Genomic DNA, 17,735 nt, shown 5'->3' on the forward strand with positions numbered 1-17,735 from the left:
GCCAGCATCATCGGATGCCATCGCCATGCTGTCAATGCGTCACTCAGGGGCGAAAAAGCGTTAAATCGATCTGCCATTTATTGATTTTGTTGTACAGCGTGGTCCGCGACAGCCCGAGCATCTGGGCTGCCTGCCTCAAATTACCACCATTGGATCCAATCACCTGAATGATATGAGCGCGTTCATTATCTTCCAGTCGGCTGGAGGGGGCGGCGTCCGCTTCCGGGGGCCTGCGCCGCATATCCTCGGGCAGGTCGCCCACGTCGATCAGTAATCCTTCACACAGGTTCACCATCCGTTCCACCAGGTTTTCCAGTTCGCGCACGTTGCCCGGCCAGGGCCAGACGTTCAGACAGGCCATCGCCTGCGGTGAAACCTGCGGCGGGACTTTTTTCATCCGCGTACTGAGCTTATGAATGAAGCCGTTGACCAGTCCGGCGATATCTTCCCGGCGTTCACGCAACGGCGGAACCGGGATCGAGAGCACGTTCAGACGGTAATAGAGATCGCGCCGAAACGCGCCGGTCTCCACTGCCTGTACCAGGTCACAATGGGTGGCCGCAATGATGCGCACATTTACTTTTACCGGGTGTGCCGCACCAATCCGCAACACTTCGCTTTCCTGCAGCACACGCAGCAGGCTGGTTTGGGCTTCCAGCGGCATTTCACCAATCTCATCCAGCAGCAGGGTTCCCCCGTCCGCCAGTTCGAACTTGCCGGCGGAACCGCCACGGCGCGATCCGGTAAAGGCACCGTCTACGTAGCCAAACAGCTCGCTCTGCACCAAATCGCGCGGTAAGGCTCCGCAGTTAACGGCGACAAAGGATTCATTGCAACGCCCGCCGCCGTTGTGGATCGCCTGGGCAAACAGCTCCTTGCCGGTGCCGCTTTCGCCGGTCAACAGTACCGTGCTGTCGCTGCGGCTGCAGGTGCGCGCTTGCATAATCGCCTCGCGCATGCGGTTGGAGTGGCCGTAAATCATTTCAAAGGTATAGCTGGCGCTGACCCCCATTACCCGGCGGGTAATGGCGCGGATACGCTGGTTCTCTCGCAGGGATAGCACCCGGCCGTCATCCGGCGCGGGCATCAGGGAAATCACGCAGGAAAGGGCGGGCTTGCCTGCCGGCATAAACACCATTTCACGGTCGTTGCAAAACGGCATGGTCAGCAGTGAACCGGATTGTGGGCGCAGCAACTCATCGATAGAGAGATTGCCGGGTTCCAGGCCGTCAAAAATCTGGCGGGCATAGCGATTAACGGTTTTCAGCCGCCCCTGGCGATCGCAAACCATGACGCCTTCATTCAGGGTTTCCAGAATCGACTGTTGTTCGGCCAGCAGCCGGTGCAGCTTTAGTTGCTGGCCAACGGCCTCTGCCGCCGCCTGCACGGTGCCCAGCGTATGGGCATTGAAATTATCCGGCGTGGCGGTGAGCGTCAGCACACCAATCATCGCGCCCTCGGCGTTACGTACCGGTGCGGCGGCACACTGGCGATGCCGTTGGCGCAAACCCAACTTCCAGTTCTCGCCGCTTAATACATATACCAGGCGCTGTTCCAGCAGGCAGCGGGCGGTGCAGTTGGTGCCCTGAACCTCTTCACGCAGAATGCTGCCGACCGGCGTCAGGTCGGCGCCGCAGTAGTGAAGGGTGACGCCGTTGGCATCGGTCAGATTGATATGCCCATCGGGATTGTAGGCCAGCAGGTTTTCCATGATGCTTCGCGCCACGGTAATCAGCTCGGCGTTGTGCAACAGGATGGCCTGTAGCTGGTCTGCCGGAGGTGCGTGATAGACAAACTCATCGGGGTCAATACCGTACTCCCGCGAGCGCCGCCAGGATTGCAGGATCGATTTGCGTATCCAACCCGGCTGACCTCCCTCGTTGAATGCCTGCCAGCCTTGCCAAAACAGGCTGTCCCATTCGCCGGCTTCCGGCCCTTCCGGCAGGCTGAAGATCGGGTCGCTCTCATCTTTGATTGGCATCAGGCCAGCGGCGGTGTGCATCGGCAACTCCGTTTTGGAATGTAATGTCCATTTTATTGACATGTGAAATTGACATGTCAATTTAGTTGTCACTTTGTTACGCCTATCTGTGCAACGCCTCACAATTTCCCCGCGTTTCAAGCTGGCATCCCCTTTGCAATACCGCTAATGAACTCTGTTGCCCGCGAGGGCGTAACCCCACATAAGGAATCACTATGAGTCATTCACCCAAAATCCTGCGCGTTGGTCTGATTGGTGCCGGCCGCATGGGCAGCTTTCATGCAGAATCGCTGGCGCGGCGAGTGCCGGGCGCAGTGTTGGCCGCGGTGGCCGATCCGTTACCGGGGGCGGCGCAGCGGCTGGCGGAACGTCTGGGCGTTGAGGCCTATAGCGATTTGCAGGCGATGCTGGTTGATCCAGCCATTGATGCCGTCGTCATCGCTTCTCCGGCGCGTACGCATGCGCAGTGGGTGGTAGCGGCGGCCAAGGCCGGTAAGCACGTGTTCTGTGAAAAACCAATGGCCGTCACGATGGAGGAAGCGGATAACGCCATTACCGCCGCAAACCGGGCAGGCGTGGTCCTGCAGGTGGGCTTTAACCGCCGTTTTGTCAGCGGGTTTGCCGCCGCTATCGCCGCCGTCAAGTCAGGGGAGAATGGCACTACCCAGTTGTCGCGCTCGGTCACGCGCGACCCGCAGTTACGCGATCCCGCGCCGATCCCGGCGTGGACCATCTTTCTGGAAACCCTGATCCACGATTTTGACACGCTGCTGCATTTCAACCCTGGGGCCCGGCCGGTGGAAGTGTATGCACTGGCGGATGCACTGGTACGTCCGGACTTCAAGGATCGCGGGCTACTGGACACGGCGGTGGTGACCATTCGCTTTGATAACGGGGCCATCGCCACCGCCGAAGCCAATTTCCAGGCGGTATACGGTTATGACGTGCGTGGTGAGGTATTTGGCAGTCAGGGCATGCTGCAGGCGGGCAATATCAACTTGAATAACTGCGTGCGCTATCACGCCGGTGGCATCGCCATTGAGACCTCGCGGCAGGATACCGACTTGCTGCACGACGCCTACGTGGCGGAGCTGACCGAGTTCGCTCAGTGCATTCAGCAAGGGCAAAAACCGAGAGCTACCGGCCAGGATGCGCGCAATGCGCTGGAAATCGCGCTGGCCTGTATTGCGTCGGTGCAGCAGGGCAAACCGATCAAACTGGGAGATCAATAATGGCCAATTATCAGTTGTCCGTTTGCGCCGAAATGGTGTTTCTCGATCTGCCGTTTGTCGAACGCGTGGCGCGTATTGATGCACTCGGTTTTGGCGTTGAAATCTGGAACTGGGCCAATAAAGACCTTGATGCTTTGGTGGCTACCGGAGCGCGCTTTACCTCGATGACCGGCTATCTCAGCGGCAATCTGACCGACGAAGAGGACATCGCCCAACTGTTGCACAGCGCCAGACAATCGCTGGTCGTGGCGCAACGCTTAAACTGCCCAAGTTTGAACCTGCACGGCACCGGCCTGGACCCGCAAGGGCTGCCGGTGAAGCCGGTGCAGGTGGTGACGGGTGCCATGTGGTTGAAGGCGGCTGAGACGCTAACCCGGTTGGCGCAGATGGGCGAGGAGGCCGACAAAGTCTTCACGCTGGAGAACCTCAACCTGCCGCTGGATCACCCGGGTACGCCCTTTGCCAAAGCCGGCGACACGCTGGCTCTGGTGGAGGCTGTTAACCGCCCGGGGCTGAAGATGAATCTCGATCTTTATCATGCGCAAATTGGCGAGGGTAATTTGATTGAACTGATCCGCCGCTGCGGTCCGGCGATCGGTGAAATCCAGGTGGCTGATGTGCCGGGGCGAAAACAACCCGGTACCGGCGAAATCAACTACCGCGCCATCGCCCGCGCGTTGGACGAAATAGGCTATCAGGGCGTGGTGGCGATGGAGGGTTGGGCAGCCGGTGACAGCACCGAGGCGCTGCAACAGTTCCGCGACCATTTCACCCTCTAACCCTAAGCCAGCCGGGTAGTGGCCTGTTACCCGGAATAAGCAGTGATGCGTTGATTTTAATAATAAATAAACCTCAACCTACAGGATGTCATCATGAAAACAAAAACGTTGCTGTTGCTTCTGCTGAGCCTGGTTATGGCCTTCAGCGTCCAGGCGAAAACCTATAAGGTCGGCGTGGCACTGGCCAATTTCGATCTTAACTTTGTTTCTATTCTGCGCTCGCAGATGGTCAGTGAGTTGAAACTGCTGAACATGGACGGTCAGTTTGTCGATGCCAAGGGGGACGTGGCGCTGCAGGTGCAGCAGGTAGATGACTTTATCAACCTGGGGGTGGACGCCATTATCCTCAATCCGGTCGATACCCAGGGGGTGAAACCGATGATGGATGCCGCCGAACGCGCCAACATTCCACTGATTTTCGTTAACCGTAAACCCGAGGTGAAACTGGGCAAGGCCATGGCCTATGTCGGCTCCGATTCGGCGGCGGGCGGTGAGATGCAAATGGAAGCGCTGGCGAAAAAAATGAACTACCGCGGTAACGTGGCAATCCTGATGGGGGCGCTGTCCAATGAAGAGGCTCGTGAGCGCACCCGTGCAGTGGAAGCGGTGATCGCCAAGTACAAAGACATGAAAGTACTGGAGAAGCAGACCGCCAAATGGCAGCGTAATGAAGCGGTGGACGTGGTGTCCGGCTGGCTGCTGAATGGCCGCCCGATTGACGCTATTGCTGCCAACAATGATGAAATGGCGATTGGTGCCATCATGGCGCTGAACCAGGCCAAAAATAAAACCATTCTGGTGGCGGGTATTGACGGTACACCGGACGGTCAGCAGTTTATCAAAAACGGCAGCATGACCCTGACCATCTTCCAGGACGCCAAAGGCCAGGCCACCGGCGCGGTGCAGGTGGCCCAGGCGCTGCTGGAAAAACAAAAAACCGAGCCGTATCACTGGGTGCCTTATAAAATCATCACCCAGGATAATCTGGCCCAGTTTATAGCGGCTAATCCGAAATAAGACCCAGTGGCTCAGGCTGCGGCGCGGGTACCGGGTTTGGCCAACATTCTCAGTACCAGTCCGCCCGCAGCCGCCAGGGTAGCCAGTGCCACCACGCCCGGCCAACCGGCACTTTCGAGGATCTTGCTGCCCAGTGCCGCGCCGCTGGCCATACCGACAAACACCAGGGTGAACATGATGGCGTTGAGGCGGCTGCGGGCCGCCGGGTTGATGGCGTAAATAATGGTCTGGTGCGCCACCAGCGTAGCCTGAATACCGAGATCAAAACCTACCGCGCTCAGGGCAATCAACGCCAGTTGCGCCGGTACCGACAGCAACGGCAGCAGAAACATCAGGGCGAATGAAACCACTACCATGGCAGCACCGATTTTAGTTACGTAGTCCGGCCCGTGACGATCGGCCAGCATCCCCGCTAATGGCGCAGCCAAGGCACCGGCCGCCCCCGCCAGACCAAAAGCCCCGGCGACGGCGCTGCCCAGTTGATAGTGTTCTGCCAGCATCACCGCCAGTGTCGACCAGAAAGCACTGAACGCCACCGACAGCAAGCCTTGCGCCAGCGCCGCGCGCCGCAGCTCCGGGTAGTCCGTCCACAATTTGCCTAAAGACCGCAGCAATGCCGGGTAGCTCAGCGTGGTATTGGGCTTAAAGCGTGGCAATACCGCCCCGATCGCCAGGGTGATCGCCAGCACACCCAGTGCCGCCAACAGGTAAACGCTGCGCCAGCCGAAATACTCCGCCACTACGCCGCTGAAAACCCGCGACAGCAAAATGCCGGCCAGCAGCCCGGTCATCACCGTACCCACCGTTTTGCCCCGGTTGGCGTCAGATGCCAGCGTGGCAGCCGCCGGGATAATGTCCTGCGCCACGGTAGCGGCCAGACCGATCGCCAGGCTGCTGAGCAACAGCAGCGGGAATGACGAAGAAAACCCGCAAAGCAGCAGGGTGAGCGCCAGCAGCACGCCTTTAATGCGGATGATCTGGCGACGATCGTGGCGATCGCCCAGCGGGGCCAGCAGCAGGATCCCCAGTGCGTAACCGACCTGAGTCAGCGTAGGCACCATGCCGGTGTCACTCACTCCGGCGTGGAATGCATTGCCCATAATGCCGAGCATCGGCTGACTGTAGTAAATGGATGCGACGCTCACACCGGCGCCGGTAGCCAGCAGAAAGACAACTTTGGCGGAAAGCGCACTGACAGGCGCGGTGGTGTTAGTGACGGGGGAAATCTGGCTCATGGTGGTTATTCCAGTCAAGGTTAAGTGCGGCTATTTTTGCCAGTATTCGCCACAAACTGTAGCCCCCGCGCGGGTAAAACTGTTATACGTAATAGGTATGAATAAGAACCTATTCCCTAATGGCGACCGCATAGCCATGCTGCAAACCCTGGTGCGTATCGTCGACAGCGGCAGCCTCTCGGCGGCGGCGGCACAAATGCAGACTTCACAGCCCACCGTCAGCCGGCGTTTGCAGGTGCTGGAACAACTGTTGGGCGTTAAATTAATCCAGCGGACCACCCACAGCATGAAGCTGACCGACGATGGCGAACGTTGTTATCAACATGCCCGTAAGCTGATTGAGCAATGGCAAATCATGGAGGATGAACTGCGAGGCGCGCGCGATGAGCCGGTCGGTGTCTTGCGGGTAAGGGCGCCGCATGCCTTTGGTCAGGACCAGTTGATTGGGCCACTGGGCGATTATCTGCAACGCTATAGCCAAACCAGCGTGGAGTGGACGCTCAACGATCACTCGCCCGATTTTATACCTGAAGGCGTGGACTGTGCGATCCACGTCGGTGCGGTGACCGATCCTTCCGTGGTCGCTGTGCTGCTGGCGGAGGTACCGCGGATAGTGGTGGCCGCCCCGGAGCTGTTGGCGGCGCATGCGCCACTGGGGCAGATCGGGGATTTGGCACAGTTGCCCTGGCTGGCGCTAAACAGTTTTTATCGTAATGAGGTCAGCTTGACCCACAGTAGCAGTGGCGAAACCTGCCGTTTTGATATCACACCCCGGTTGAGCACCGACAGTCTCTATGCAATACGCAAAGCGGCGTTGAACGGCGTGGGGGTGGCGATGCTGTCATCCTGGGTGGTCAAACAGGATCTGGAACAGGGGCGGCTGACGCCGTTGATGCCGGACTGGCGAGCCGCCTCTTTGCCCATCTATCTGCTTTACCCCTACGCCAGTTATTATCCGGCGCGCTTGCGTAAATTCCTTGAGCTGATGAAAGAAGTGATGCCACGCATCACCGGCGCACATGCCCCTCTGTCGTGAGCGGGCCGGTTTTGCATTGAGCACAGCGGAATAGGTCGTGGCGAGGGTGATAAACAGCGTAAATACCGAGTGCCAGAGGGTGGATTCAGCCTGATTGGTGATGCTATCTGTTTGATAATCGAAGAACAGTGACCGTCCTTTTCAACCGAGAGAATCGCCCATGCACTTTACTCAAGCCATTGCCAGACTCCCTGCTGATAGCTGCGCCAGCGGACAGACCACCGTCCAACTGGGTGCCCCGGATATCGCGACCACCGGCCGCCAGTTTTTGGCCTATGTGGACACCTTGCTCCGCCTGGGGCTAAAAGTGACAGTGTTACCGGCTGCACCGGCATTTCCTGATGCACATTTTGTTGAAGACACCGCCGTTGTGATGCCGGAATTAGCGGTGATCACCCATCCGGGTGCGCCCAGCCGTCAGGGCGAAGTGGCCACCATTGCACCGCTGTTTGAAGGGGAACGCCCGGTTGTGCGCATGAGCCAACGCGGCCATCTTGACGGGGGGGACGTGCTGCTGGTCGATCGCCAGTTTTTTGTCGGCCTGACGTCACGCACCGATGAGGCCGGTATCGGCGAATTTAGCGCGGCGGTAGAGCCTTATGGCTACCGGGTCACTGCCATTGAGGTAAGCGCCGGGCTGCACCTGAAATCTATCGTCAACTATGTAGGTCGCAATACCCTGTTGCTGACGGAAGACTACCAGCACCATGCTGCCTTTAGCGATTTTAACAGCATCGTGATCCCGGAAGCGGAGTCCTACGCCGGTAATACGCTGTGGATCAACGATACGCTGATCACGCCGCAGGGTTATCCGCAAACGCTGGCCCAAATCGAAAAATTAGGTATGCCGATCGTTCAGCTCGACACCAGCGAATTTAAAAAAATGGACGGCGGCCTGACCTGCCTGTCACTGCGTTTCTGACACTTACTTTTACCGGGGATCTCAGTCATGAAAAAAACATTAGCGGTTTTACTGACCAGCCTGGCATTAAGCGGCCCTGTGGCAGCTCAGGCCTTCGACACCATCAGCTTTGGCGTGGACGGTGGTTATCCGCCGTTTGACGTGCTGGCCCCCAGCGGTGAGATCACCGGTTTTGATATCGATATAGCCAATGCGTTGTGTACCCAACTGCATGCCAAATGCGTGTTCGTTAAACAACCTTTCGAAAGCATGATCGCGGCGCTCAACGCCCATAAATTCGATGCCATTATCGCCTCGCTGACCATTACCGATGAACGCAAAAAAGAAGTGGGTTTCACCGACCGCTATTACCGCAGTTCGGCCCAGTTGGTGGCGCGCAAGGGCAGCACGTTACTGCCTGACGTCGCCAGTCTGAAAGGCAAAACCGTTGGCGTGCAGACCGGCTCGATCCACGAAGCCTACGCCAAGCAACACTGGGGCGGAAAGGGGGTGAAAATTGTCTCTTACGCCAACCAGGATAACGTCTATCTGGATCTGATGTCCGGACGTATTAATGCCTCCTTACAGGACAATACCCAGGCCGCCAGCAGCTTTATCGATACGCCGCGCGGGCAGAAATTTGCCTTCGCCGGTCCGGTGATTGAAGACAGCAGTATTTCCTCCGACGTGGGTATCGCCGTGGGTAAAGACAACCCGGCGCTGCGCGATGCGCTTAACGGGGCGATCAAGGCGATCCGCGCCGACGGCACCTATGAGGCGATCCAGAAAAAATATTTCAGCTTCGATATTTACGGCGGCTAAACCGGCCCGGATTCAGTCATGTAGGGGAGGCCGGGAATGGTCATAGAGTATTTGCCGTTGCTGGCGCATGGTGCGTTACTGTCGCTGTGCGTGATGCTGGTTTCACTGGCGGTGGCGCTGGTGCTCGGCATGACCAATGCGCTGATCAAACTGTTTGGTCCGCGCTGGTTGCGCTGGGTATCGACTGGCTACACCACGCTGGTACGCGGGATCCCGGAACTGGTGATCATGCTGCTGCTGTTCTTTGGCGGTGAGATGCTGGTTAACGGCTTCCTTGGCCTGCTGGGGTTGGGGCCGTTGCGCTTCAATACCTTTATCTCTGGCGTGCTGGCGATTGGCTTTGTGTTTGGCGCTTACTATACCGAAACCTTCCGCGGTGCGTTTCTTACCGTAGAACGCGGTCAACTCGAGGCGGCGATGGCCTATGGCATGCGTCCGGGCCAGGTGTTTCGCCGCGTATTGCTGCCGCAAATGCTGAGTTTTGCTATCCCCGGCATCAACAATAACTGGCTGGGGCTGATGAAAGCCTCGGCGCTGGTGTCGATCCTCGGGCTGGAGGACATGGTATGGCTGGCGGAGCAGGCGGGGCGGGCAACGCAAAAACCCTTCTTGTTCTACTTCCTGGTGGCGCTGATTTACATGGTGATTACCGCCGTTTCCAGTTGGGGCTTTAGTCGGCTGGCACGGCGTTATGCGCTGGCTTCCTCACACTCTGCCGGAGCACGCTGATGAACCTGCAAAACATCCTGGAAGCCGCACCGAGTTTTCTGTGGAGCGACGGTTCTGACGTGACCGGACTGGCGATGACCGCCAAACTGTTCTTGCTGTCGGTGGTCCCGGGGTTACTGTTGGCGGCGCTGATGGCAATTGGCCAGGTTTATGGCCCACGCCCGGTGTCATGGGTGATCCGCAGTGTGACCTATTTTTTCCGCAGTACGCCGCTCTATTTGCAGTTGATGCTGATTTACTACGGCTTGTCACAGTTTGACGTGGTGCAACTGGGCTGGCAGAACGATCAGCCTTTCTGGCTGCTGTTTCGTGACGCCACATTCTGCGCCACGCTGGCATTGGTGCTCAATACCAGCGCCTACGTCGCCCAACTGTTGGCCGGCATGATGGAAACCTTCCCGCGTCAGGAGTGGATTGCCGGTGAGGCCTATGGCATGAGCCAGTGGCAGATCATCCGTCGGCTGGTGCTGCCGGCAACGCTGCGGCGTGGCATTCCTGCGCTGAATAACGAGATGGTATTCCTGCTGCATGCCACTTCGTTGGCCAGTACCGTCACGCTGCTGGATATCACCGGCGTGGCCCGCGCCTTTTATGCCGCCACCTATTCACCCTTTATTCCGTTCCTGATGGCGGCGGCACTGTATCTGCTGTGCACCTTCCTGCTGATTTTCCTGTTTTCACGCGCGGAGCGGCGCTGGTTGGCGTTTATCCGCCGTGACTGAGCGCCTTCAGGAGCGTTTGATCGACTGTAGCTCGGTCAGGGTGACGATTTTATCCACCCGGAACTTTTTGCTGGTCAGCCAGGTATCGGCCAGCAGCCGGTAGTTTTCCATGCTGCGGCAGCCAATACGCACCAGAAAATCGAAGTTGCCGCTGACCAGCCAGCAGTCCAGCACTTCCGGGGTGTTACGCATTTCCTGCTCGAACGCCGGTTGAGAATGGCCATGGTCGGCCAGCGCGATCTGCGCCTGGATCACAAACGCATGTTCGGGCTCCGGCAGTTCGATAATGGCGCTGTAGCCACGAATAATACCGTCGCGTTCCAGTCCGCGAACTCGTTCCAGGCAAGGGCGAGCGGTCAGATTGACCTGCTCGGACAGCTTCTGATAGGAAATGCGGCCATCCCGGCACAGTATTTCAAGGATTTTTTTGTCGATGCGATCAAGCCGGGCTTTCTTTTCCACAGATAGGGCGTCCAATGAAAAGTAAACATCATAAGTTACCTGAACATGCCCTGGGTGGGCAGCGCCAATTCACCAGTTTTCATTTCGGCCAGCCGGGTAAAGGCGAAAAAATTTACCTGCAGGCCGGTCTGCATGCCGACGAACTGCCCGGCATGCTGGTGCTGCATTATCTTAAAAGATTACTTAGCCAGGCGGAACGGCGTGGTGAGCTGCAAAGTGAAATAATTCTTGTCCCGGTAGCCAATCCGCCAGGGTTGGCGCAGGTGGTTCTCAATGGCGGCGTAGGGCGCTTTGATCTGGTCAGCGGTCGCAACTTCAATCGTGACTTTCCTGACCTGGCGCAGTTGTTACAGCAACAGGATTTCAGTAGCACGGAACCTGCACATCAGCAGGTGCGTGCCGCGATGCGCAGCGCTTTACAGGCCGCGCCAGACACCAGTGAAGTCACGGCGCTACGCCGACAATTGCTGCTATTGGCCTGTGATGCGGATGTGGTTCTGGATCTGCACTGTGACGACCGCGCAATTTTGCATATGTACGCCGATCCTGCCTGGTGTGAACAGGCCGAAGTCCTGGCTTGCTTTATGGGTATTGGCGCGGTGCTGCTTTCGCAAGACAGCGGCGGCGGCTCCTTTGATGAGGCCTGCGGCCTGCCTTGGCACCGGCTGGTGGCACAGCATCCGGCGCTTGATGGGATGTTACCAGGCTGTATGGCGGTCACGCTGGAGTTACGTGGGCAGCGGGACATCAGCCATGAGCTGGCCAGCGCCGATGCTGAACGCCTCTATCGATACTTACAGCACCGTGGAGCCGTTGCCGGTGACCCACTTGGGGTACCGCCGCTAGAAGTGGCCATGTTGCCGTTCGCCGCCGGGGAGATCGTCACCGCCTCCGCCAGCGGCATTCTGTTGCTGCTGCGTCAGCCGGGGGAATGGGTAGAGGCCGATGAAGCGGTCGCTGAAATCATCGACCCGATCACCGATATGGTAAAAGCGGTGCGGGCCCGCGCCGATGGACTGATTTATGCCTGCCGCCAGGCACCTTTTGTCACCCTGGGGGCTGAGGTGATGAAGATTGCCGGTAAAACCCCTTACGCAGGCGGTGGTGGGCTGGCGTCCTAGCTATCGCACCAGCGCTCGGCTAATTTCGGGGCCGTAGCCGGTAACAGAAAGTGTATCCCCAGCCAGTTCAACCACGGCGAACGGCAGCAGGTCGTCGCCATCTACCATGCCCTTCAGGGTGATAAAGTCGGTATGCTCCACCCGCAGATAGTCGCCCAAATGGTAATGACCAGCAAAGTAGGCGCGTACCTGATAACGGCATAACAGGGCCACCAGGGCATCGCAATTCCACAGGTTATGTTCATTCTCCGGTGCCAGCGGGTAGTGGCCGAACACCACAATGGTTTCGCCTTTGCTTTGTGCATCCGCCAGGCTGCACGCCAACCAGCGTAGTTGTTCATCGCCGACGGCACCGTTCCAGCTTTGCGCCTGCGGTTGATGCTCGGCACGGATGCGGGCCAGCAGATGCTGTGCCTGTGCGTGCTCTTCGCCGTTGGCCGGGTTGCAGTACAGGCTGATGTCGTTACCGTCGATCACGATAAAACGATAGCCGTTCAGGCTGAACTGGTAATAGTGTTTCGGCAACGCCAGCGCCGGAGACTGCGCCGCCAAATGGCGGGAAATCACGTCGGCATCATGGTTGCCCAACACCACCGCATGGGGATGACGTAACTGTCCGTACACCGGCAATAACTCGGCGTAACTGCTCCAGTGATCGTCAACCAAATCCCCGAGCGTGGCGACAAAGGCCAGCGGCAGGTCATTCAGCTCGGTAATGGCCTGGCTCAGTTTACGCAGGCTGTTACGGTAGTAGCGGTTGTATTCCAGATTGGGATCGGCGTCGGCATATTGTGGATCGGCGATTAACCCGAAACGAACGGAGCCCGAGGGCGTCGACTGGTCGGAAAACTGGGGCGGCTGATAAAGCGAACTGACCTGGCCCAGGGCCAGAGACTGTGCGGCGGTGAGGTGTGAAGTCATAGATTACCTGCTTAGCGCTAGCGAATGCCGGCGCGCATAAAGGATTGAACGAACTGGCGCTGAAACACCAGGAACAGCACCAGTAAAGGCAGGGAGGTCATCAGCGTCGCTGCGCCGATCAGCGCCCATTGCACGCCTTGTTCCGGCGCTGAAAATAGCTGTAGCCCGACGGTCAGTGGCCGCACGTTAACCGAGTCGGTAATCACCAGTGGCCAAAGAAAATCATTCCAGTGGAAACTGATCGAGACCAGGGCAAAAGCGACATACACCGGCTTCGCCAGCGGGATATAGATGCGCCGCAGGATGTAAAACCGGCTGGCCCCTTCGACGATCGCCGCCTCTTCCAGCACTAACGGGATGCTTTTGAAGGTCTGTCGCAGCAGGAAAATGGCGAACGCCGAAGCAAAGTAAGGCAGGGCGATGCCCAGCAGCGTATCGCGCAGGCCCAGCGCACCAATGGTCTGGTAGTTGTTCAGGATCAGCACATCGGGACTGATCATCAACTGCAACAACACCAGGGCAAACAGGATGCCCGCGCCCTTAAGCCGGAACCGCACCAGGGCATAGGCCGCCATGGTGGCCAGGATTAACTGACAGAACACAATCAGCAGTACCAGCAGGATAGTATTGAGGAAATAACGGCCAAAAGGCGCGGCATGCCAGGCGTTGATAAAGTTCTGGGCAGTCAGGGGAGCAAAAAGTGAAAAACCGCCCTGATCGGCCGCAGGGTGGATCGCCACCCAGGTGGCAACCAGAATAGGGAAAACCCACAACAACGCGGCGCTCCAGGTAAGCAGGCACCAACATAATCGACGTAGCGAAAGGCTGCGCGGCGGTGAGGCGGTGATGGAAAGACTCATTGGTAGTGGGCTCGCTTATCCAGCAGATTGAATTTAATTAACGCGATGCTGGCCAAAATGATCAGCAGTACCACGGTCATCGCCGAGGCATATGGCAGATCCCAATAGCTGAAAGCCGTGCGGTAGATGTAGAACAGCAGCAGGCTGGTGCTGTTGTCCGGCCCGCCATTGGTCATGGCGATCACCTGATCGACAATGCGGAAAGCATTCATCGAGGCGTTGATCAGAATAAACAACGTGGTCGGCATCAGCAGTGGCCACTGGATGCGGCGGAAGAAATAGCCGCGTGAGGCCCCTTCGATCTCGGCGGCCTCGGCCAGCTTGGGGTCAATCTGCTGTAACGCCGCCAGATAAAAAATCATAAAGAAACCGGCTTCCCGCCATACCGATACCGCCATCAGGCAGTACAGCGCAGACTGCGGATCTCCCAACCAGTTGACCGCCGGCAGTGAAAACAGCGCCAACAGCTGATTCAGCAACCCCACCTGTGGGGTATAGAAGAACAGCCACAGATTGGCGATCGCCACCATCGGCAGCAGTGAAGGAATAAAGAACGCGGCACGAGCAAACGCCGTGCCGCGCAGACGTCGGTTAACCGCCAGCGCCATTAGCAGGGCCAACCCTACCGCCAGAGGAATGGTGATCGCCGCATACAGCAGGTTATTGCGCAGCGCCAGAATGAAAGTCTCGTCATCCAGCAAGGCGCGATAATTTTCCAGCCCGACGAACTGGGCCGGTCGGTTATTGTGCGCCGCGCTGAACAGGCTTTCCCACACCGTGGCCAAAGCCGGATAGTGGGTAAAGGTGATCAGAAAAACCAACGCCGGCAGGACCAATAAATAGCCATAAAGCTGCAAAGAAAAGCGCTTATGGCGGGCGGCGGGCAAGGCTGAGTACGATGAGGTCATGCCGGCTCCGGTTATTGGTAACGTTGCAACAGACGGTCGGCCTGTTTTTGCGCGCTTTCCAGCGCCTGCGCAGGGGTTTTGCCTTGCGTCACGGCGGCTTCCACCGCACGGTTGAGCAATTCCTGAATTTGCACGCTGTTATAGGTGGAAAGCTCCGGCTGCGAATATTTCAGCTGTTCACGCGCCACGGTCGCCTGCGGCACTTTTGCGGCATATTCCTTCATGGCTGCGGTTTCCCAGGCGGCCGGTGAAGTCGCCACATAGCCGGTGGCGATGCTCCAGCGGGCGGCCTGTTCCGGTGCAGAGAGCCAGCGCATAAAGGTGACGGCGGCTTGTTGCTGAGCCGGGCTGGTGCCGTTGAACAGGTACAGGTTACCGCCACCGGTTGGGCTGCCACGCTGGGTTTTCTCCGGCAGCATGGCGACACCAAACGGGAATTTGGCGTTTTCACGCACCGTGGTCAGGTTACCGGTGGTGGTGACCATCATCGCGGTTTTGCCGTCGATAAAGTCCTGCGGCGTGGTGCTCCAGGTAATGGCGCCTTTTGGCGAAACCTGATATTTCTGCGCCAAATCGGTCAGCCAGGTTAATGCTTCAACGTTGGCCGGGGTATTGAAAGTTACCGCGGTGCCCTTGCCGTTATCCAGGTGGCTGCCATTGGTGGCGGCAATCCCCTGGAAAGTCCAATAGCCAATCGGGGTGGAAGGGATCTCGATCCCCCATTGTTTAACGGCGTTACCGTCGCGGATCACCAGTTTCTGACCGAAATCGACCACCTGCTGCCAGTTGGCCGGTGGGGTATCGCCATTCAACCCGGCTTGCTGGAACGCCTGTTTGTTCCAGTACAGCACCACGGTAGAGCGCTGGAACGGAATGCCCCACACCTTGCCCTGAATTTTGCGAATAAACGCCGGGTAGAAGCCGTCGATCCAGGCTTTGCCGGCTTGGTCGTTAGCCAGGTCACTGACCGGTAAGATGGCCCCGGCGTCGATCAGCGAATAGGCTTCGATATCGCCAATTACGGCAATTTGCGGTGCATTGCCGCCACGGAAGGCGGTTAATGCCTTGGTCACCGTGGTGGCGTAGTCACCGGTATAGACCGGCTGAATACTGATATCCGGGTGCAGTTTTTCAAAGTCCGCCACCAGGCCTTCAACAGTGTGGCTGATTTTGCCGCCGACGGCGATCGGATAGTACATTTGCAGCTTCACGGCATCCGCCGCCTGGGCAGAAAGAGTAACGCCGGCCAGCAACAGGGCGACAGCGCTTAATCTGGATAAACGGATCGAGACGGACATGGTTTTCCCCTGGAATAAAATGATGTTTTTGATTATTGAACTGCGTATTGATGAGTCACTGGCTGAAAGGCCTGCTCCATGGTGTGGCAACGCTCACCACTGGCGGAGAACAGGTATTGCGCTTGCTCGGCCCATTGCAGGCCAACCAGGCTGCCTTCGGTAAAGCGCTGCATGCCGGGGGTTTTTACCGTGATTTGCCCCTGGACCGCAGGCAGATGGCAAACGGCGAGGGTATCGGCCCCCATATATTCATAACTAAGCACCTGACAGGTGAGCTTGCCGCTGCCCGGTGTGCACAGGCTAATCTCTTCGGCACGGATCCCCAGACTTAGCATCATGTCCTGGCCACCCAAAACAACCGGCAGCGGGGCGTTACCCATGTGGTGGCCACTGCTTTTGCTCGTTAGTGGAATGATGTTCATCGGTGGTGCACCAATGAACTGCGCGGCAAAAATACTGGCCGGGTTGTTATATAAGTTGTCAGGGGTATCGTGCTGCTCAATACGGCCATCGTTCAGCAGAATGATTTTGTCCGCCATGCTCATGGCTTCGGTTTGATCGTGGGTGACATACAGCATGGTCAACCCCAGCTTACGCTGGAGCGCACGGATTTCCCGGCGCATGCTCTGGCGCAGTTTGGCGTCCAGATTGGATAAGGGTTCATCCATCAGACACAGTTTGTTCTGGGCTATCACCGCACGACCCAGCGCGACTCGCTGTTGCTGCCCACCGGAAAGCTGTGCCGGCAGACGATCCAGCAGCGGCTCCAGCTCCATCAGCTTACTGATGTCGGCCAGACGGGCGGCAAAGTGCTGTTTGTCTTCACCGCGGGCCCGCAGGCCAAACAGCAGGTTTTCGCGCACGCTGAGGTGGGGGAACAACGCATAAGACTGGAAAACCATCGACAGTTTGCGTTGCGATGGTGGCAGGGCGGTGACGTCGCGTTGCTGGATCTCAATCGTGCCGCTATCGGCGGACTCCAGTCCGGCCAGGGTCCGTAGCAGGGTGGACTTGCCGCAGCCGGAGGGGCCCAGCAGGGCCACAAAGTCACCTTCCTGTACCTCAAAACTGATGTCATCCAGTGCGGTTTTGTCGCCCCAGGTTTTCTTGATGTTACTGAGTGATAAATAGCTCATGGCGCTTCTTGAAGTGGCGTGTTCTGCCCACCCTAGCTGGCGCGTATTTATCTGGTATGAATAATTAATGACAGTTGTATGTCGTAGCGGTCCCATGTCCTTACGCGAAAGATGGCTTGCCGACCGCCGTCCATGTTAAATTTGACCTTTGCCACTCCGTAGCCCCTGATGATAAAGAGAATTTCAAATGGAAGAACGGCTGCCTGTGCCAAAGAAGTCAGGGTCTATGAGCACAGCCAAACCCCGCCGTCCGCACGGGCGATGGGTCTATTACATCCTGCATGAAGATATTCTGTGGCCTTGCCCGGTCAAGTGGGAATGGGAGAGCAACTTCCACGCCTGGCTGCCTTTTTACTACTCGCCCACCCTGGAATTTGTTGCCGGCAACCCCGCCAAAGCGACAAAGATCATCAAAACCAAGCGTTAATCATTATTCTTGCTTAAGAACCTTTTTTATCCCTCTCGCCGGAGTGATATTTAACCCTCTGTTTTTAAACAAGGCATCACTCTCCTTGCCCTCAGGGAAGACAGTAACTACATTAACAACTGTACTTCAATTCACCTGAGGGAAATAT

Annotated in this window: 18 protein-coding genes; 10 read left to right on the forward strand and 8 right to left on the reverse strand. The window is 57.6% G+C overall.

What is annotated here, in order from left to right; translation table 11 throughout:
• Positions 1-43 precede the first annotated feature (43 nt).
• Positions 44-2,002, reverse strand: a complete 1,959-nt coding sequence (locus BEI65_RS02565) for a sigma-54-dependent Fis family transcriptional regulator (protein WP_099061988.1) — start codon at positions 2,000-2,002, stop codon at positions 44-46.
• Between the two features lie 194 nt (positions 2,003-2,196).
• Here BEI65_RS02565 and BEI65_RS02570 point away from each other — a divergent pair, with 194 nt between their 5' ends.
• The 3 genes from BEI65_RS02570 to BEI65_RS02580 all read left to right on the forward strand — a co-directional run bounded on the left by BEI65_RS02570 (position 2,197) and on the right by BEI65_RS02580 (position 5,009).
• The gene (locus BEI65_RS02570; RefSeq protein WP_099061989.1) at positions 2,197-3,213 is read left to right on the forward strand and encodes a Gfo/Idh/MocA family oxidoreductase; all 1,017 of its coding nucleotides are present in this window, start codon (positions 2,197-2,199) and stop codon (positions 3,211-3,213) included.
• Positions 3,213-3,992, forward strand: coding sequence for a TIM barrel protein (locus tag BEI65_RS02575; protein ID WP_099061990.1), 780 nt, complete (start codon positions 3,213-3,215; stop codon positions 3,990-3,992). The genes BEI65_RS02570 and BEI65_RS02575 overlap by 1 nt, the downstream gene beginning before the upstream one ends.
• A gap of 93 nt (positions 3,993-4,085) precedes the next feature.
• Positions 4,086-5,009 carry a substrate-binding domain-containing protein gene (locus BEI65_RS02580; protein ID WP_099061991.1) on the forward strand — a complete coding sequence of 308 codons (924 nt, stop codon included), beginning with the start codon at positions 4,086-4,088 and terminating at the stop codon, positions 5,007-5,009.
• 11 nt (positions 5,010-5,020) lie between these two features.
• On the opposite strand, the gene BEI65_RS02585 is transcribed toward BEI65_RS02580, so the two are convergent.
• Positions 5,021-6,244: an MFS transporter gene (locus BEI65_RS02585; protein WP_099061992.1), complete on the reverse strand. Its 1,224-nt coding sequence runs from the start codon at positions 6,242-6,244 to the stop codon at positions 5,021-5,023.
• Between the two features lie 97 nt (positions 6,245-6,341).
• On the opposite strand from BEI65_RS02585, the gene BEI65_RS02590 reads away from it, so the two are divergent.
• From BEI65_RS02590 to BEI65_RS02610, 5 genes are all read left to right on the forward strand, one after another.
• Positions 6,342-7,280, forward strand: a complete 939-nt coding sequence (locus BEI65_RS02590; protein WP_099062085.1) for a LysR family transcriptional regulator — start codon at positions 6,342-6,344, stop codon at positions 7,278-7,280.
• A gap of 160 nt (positions 7,281-7,440) precedes the next feature.
• Entirely contained in the window at positions 7,441-8,202 is a 762-nt protein-coding gene (locus tag BEI65_RS02595; protein ID WP_099061993.1) for a dimethylarginine dimethylaminohydrolase family protein, read from the forward strand.
• Between the two features lie 27 nt (positions 8,203-8,229).
• Positions 8,230-9,003 carry an ABC transporter substrate-binding protein gene (locus BEI65_RS02600; RefSeq protein ID WP_099061994.1) on the forward strand — a complete coding sequence of 258 codons (774 nt, stop codon included), beginning with the start codon at positions 8,230-8,232 and terminating at the stop codon, positions 9,001-9,003.
• A gap of 36 nt (positions 9,004-9,039) precedes the next feature.
• Entirely contained in the window at positions 9,040-9,732 is a 693-nt protein-coding gene (locus BEI65_RS02605; protein ID WP_099061995.1) for an ABC transporter permease, read from the forward strand.
• Positions 9,732-10,454 carry an ABC transporter permease gene (locus BEI65_RS02610; RefSeq protein ID WP_085116754.1) on the forward strand — a complete coding sequence of 241 codons (723 nt, stop codon included), beginning with the start codon at positions 9,732-9,734 and terminating at the stop codon, positions 10,452-10,454. The genes BEI65_RS02605 and BEI65_RS02610 overlap by 1 nt, the downstream gene beginning before the upstream one ends.
• A 6-nt stretch (positions 10,455-10,460) precedes the next feature.
• Here BEI65_RS02610 and BEI65_RS02615 read toward each other — a convergent pair whose 3' ends face one another.
• Positions 10,461-10,916, reverse strand: a complete 456-nt coding sequence (locus BEI65_RS02615; RefSeq protein ID WP_085116755.1) for an Lrp/AsnC family transcriptional regulator — start codon at positions 10,914-10,916, stop codon at positions 10,461-10,463.
• A gap of 14 nt (positions 10,917-10,930) precedes the next feature.
• Between BEI65_RS02615 and BEI65_RS02620 the strand changes: the two genes are divergently transcribed.
• Positions 10,931-12,037, forward strand: coding sequence for a succinylglutamate desuccinylase/aspartoacylase family protein (locus tag BEI65_RS02620; RefSeq protein ID WP_099061996.1), 1,107 nt, complete (start codon positions 10,931-10,933; stop codon positions 12,035-12,037).
• On the opposite strand, the gene BEI65_RS02625 is transcribed toward BEI65_RS02620, so the two are convergent.
• From BEI65_RS02625 to BEI65_RS02645, 5 genes are read right to left on the reverse strand one after another with little or no spacing between them, the layout of a single operon-like run.
• Positions 12,038-12,958 (reverse strand): metallophosphoesterase, encoded by a 921-nt coding sequence (locus BEI65_RS02625; RefSeq protein ID WP_099061997.1) that lies wholly within the window; start codon positions 12,956-12,958, stop codon positions 12,038-12,040.
• A gap of 17 nt (positions 12,959-12,975) precedes the next feature.
• The gene (locus tag BEI65_RS02630) at positions 12,976-13,818 is read right to left on the reverse strand and encodes a carbohydrate ABC transporter permease (protein WP_099061998.1); all 843 of its coding nucleotides are present in this window, start codon (positions 13,816-13,818) and stop codon (positions 12,976-12,978) included.
• Positions 13,815-14,726: a carbohydrate ABC transporter permease gene (locus BEI65_RS02635; protein ID WP_099061999.1), complete on the reverse strand. Its 912-nt coding sequence runs from the start codon at positions 14,724-14,726 to the stop codon at positions 13,815-13,817. The genes BEI65_RS02630 and BEI65_RS02635 overlap by 4 nt, the downstream gene beginning before the upstream one ends.
• 11 nt (positions 14,727-14,737) lie before the next feature.
• Positions 14,738-16,024 (reverse strand): ABC transporter substrate-binding protein, encoded by a 1,287-nt coding sequence (locus BEI65_RS02640; protein WP_099062000.1) that lies wholly within the window; start codon positions 16,022-16,024, stop codon positions 14,738-14,740.
• 32 nt (positions 16,025-16,056) lie between these two features.
• Entirely contained in the window at positions 16,057-17,160 is a 1,104-nt protein-coding gene (locus BEI65_RS02645) for an ABC transporter ATP-binding protein (RefSeq protein ID WP_099062001.1), read from the reverse strand.
• Positions 17,161-17,386: 226 nt separating this feature from the next.
• On the opposite strand from BEI65_RS02645, the gene BEI65_RS02650 reads away from it, so the two are divergent.
• On the forward strand, positions 17,387-17,587 hold the full coding sequence (locus BEI65_RS02650) for a hypothetical protein (RefSeq protein WP_099062002.1): 201 nt from the start codon (positions 17,387-17,389) through the stop codon (positions 17,585-17,587).
• The last annotated feature ends 148 nt before the right edge of the window (positions 17,588-17,735 follow it).

It is taken from the genome of Serratia sp. BW106 (assembly GCF_002607755.1).
In the GTDB taxonomy this organism is placed as follows: Bacteria; Pseudomonadota; Gammaproteobacteria; order Enterobacterales; family Enterobacteriaceae; genus Serratia; species Serratia proteamaculans.

Coding starts and splice junctions, on each gene's coding strand:
- BEI65_RS02640 (WP_099062000.1), bottom strand. CDS start 16,024: ATGTCCGTCTCGATCCGTTTATCCAGATTAAGCGCTGTCGCCCTGTTG.
- BEI65_RS02630 (WP_099061998.1), bottom strand. CDS start 13,818: ATGAGTCTTTCCATCACCGCCTCACCGCCGCGCAGCCTTTCGCTACGT.
- BEI65_RS02650 (WP_099062002.1), top strand. CDS start 17,387: ATGAGCACAGCCAAACCCCGCCGTCCGCACGGGCGATGGGTCTATTAC.
- BEI65_RS02600 (WP_099061994.1), top strand. CDS start 8,230: ATGAAAAAAACATTAGCGGTTTTACTGACCAGCCTGGCATTAAGCGGC.
- BEI65_RS02605 (WP_099061995.1), top strand. CDS start 9,040: ATGGTCATAGAGTATTTGCCGTTGCTGGCGCATGGTGCGTTACTGTCG.
- BEI65_RS02570 (WP_099061989.1), top strand. CDS start 2,197: ATGAGTCATTCACCCAAAATCCTGCGCGTTGGTCTGATTGGTGCCGGC.
- BEI65_RS02585 (WP_099061992.1), bottom strand. CDS start 6,244: ATGAGCCAGATTTCCCCCGTCACTAACACCACCGCGCCTGTCAGTGCG.
- BEI65_RS02645 (WP_099062001.1), bottom strand. CDS start 17,160: ATGAGCTATTTATCACTCAGTAACATCAAGAAAACCTGGGGCGACAAA.
- BEI65_RS02580 (WP_099061991.1), top strand. CDS start 4,086: ATGAAAACAAAAACGTTGCTGTTGCTTCTGCTGAGCCTGGTTATGGCC.
- BEI65_RS02635 (WP_099061999.1), bottom strand. CDS start 14,726: ATGACCTCATCGTACTCAGCCTTGCCCGCCGCCCGCCATAAGCGCTTT.
- BEI65_RS02610 (WP_085116754.1), top strand. CDS start 9,732: ATGAACCTGCAAAACATCCTGGAAGCCGCACCGAGTTTTCTGTGGAGC.
- BEI65_RS02625 (WP_099061997.1), bottom strand. CDS start 12,958: ATGACTTCACACCTCACCGCCGCACAGTCTCTGGCCCTGGGCCAGGTC.
- BEI65_RS02575 (WP_099061990.1), top strand. CDS start 3,213: ATGGCCAATTATCAGTTGTCCGTTTGCGCCGAAATGGTGTTTCTCGAT.
- BEI65_RS02565 (WP_099061988.1), bottom strand. CDS start 2,002: ATGCACACCGCCGCTGGCCTGATGCCAATCAAAGATGAGAGCGACCCG.
- BEI65_RS02595 (WP_099061993.1), top strand. CDS start 7,441: ATGCACTTTACTCAAGCCATTGCCAGACTCCCTGCTGATAGCTGCGCC.
- BEI65_RS02620 (WP_099061996.1), top strand. CDS start 10,931: ATGAAAAGTAAACATCATAAGTTACCTGAACATGCCCTGGGTGGGCAG.
- BEI65_RS02590 (WP_099062085.1), top strand. CDS start 6,342: ATGAATAAGAACCTATTCCCTAATGGCGACCGCATAGCCATGCTGCAA.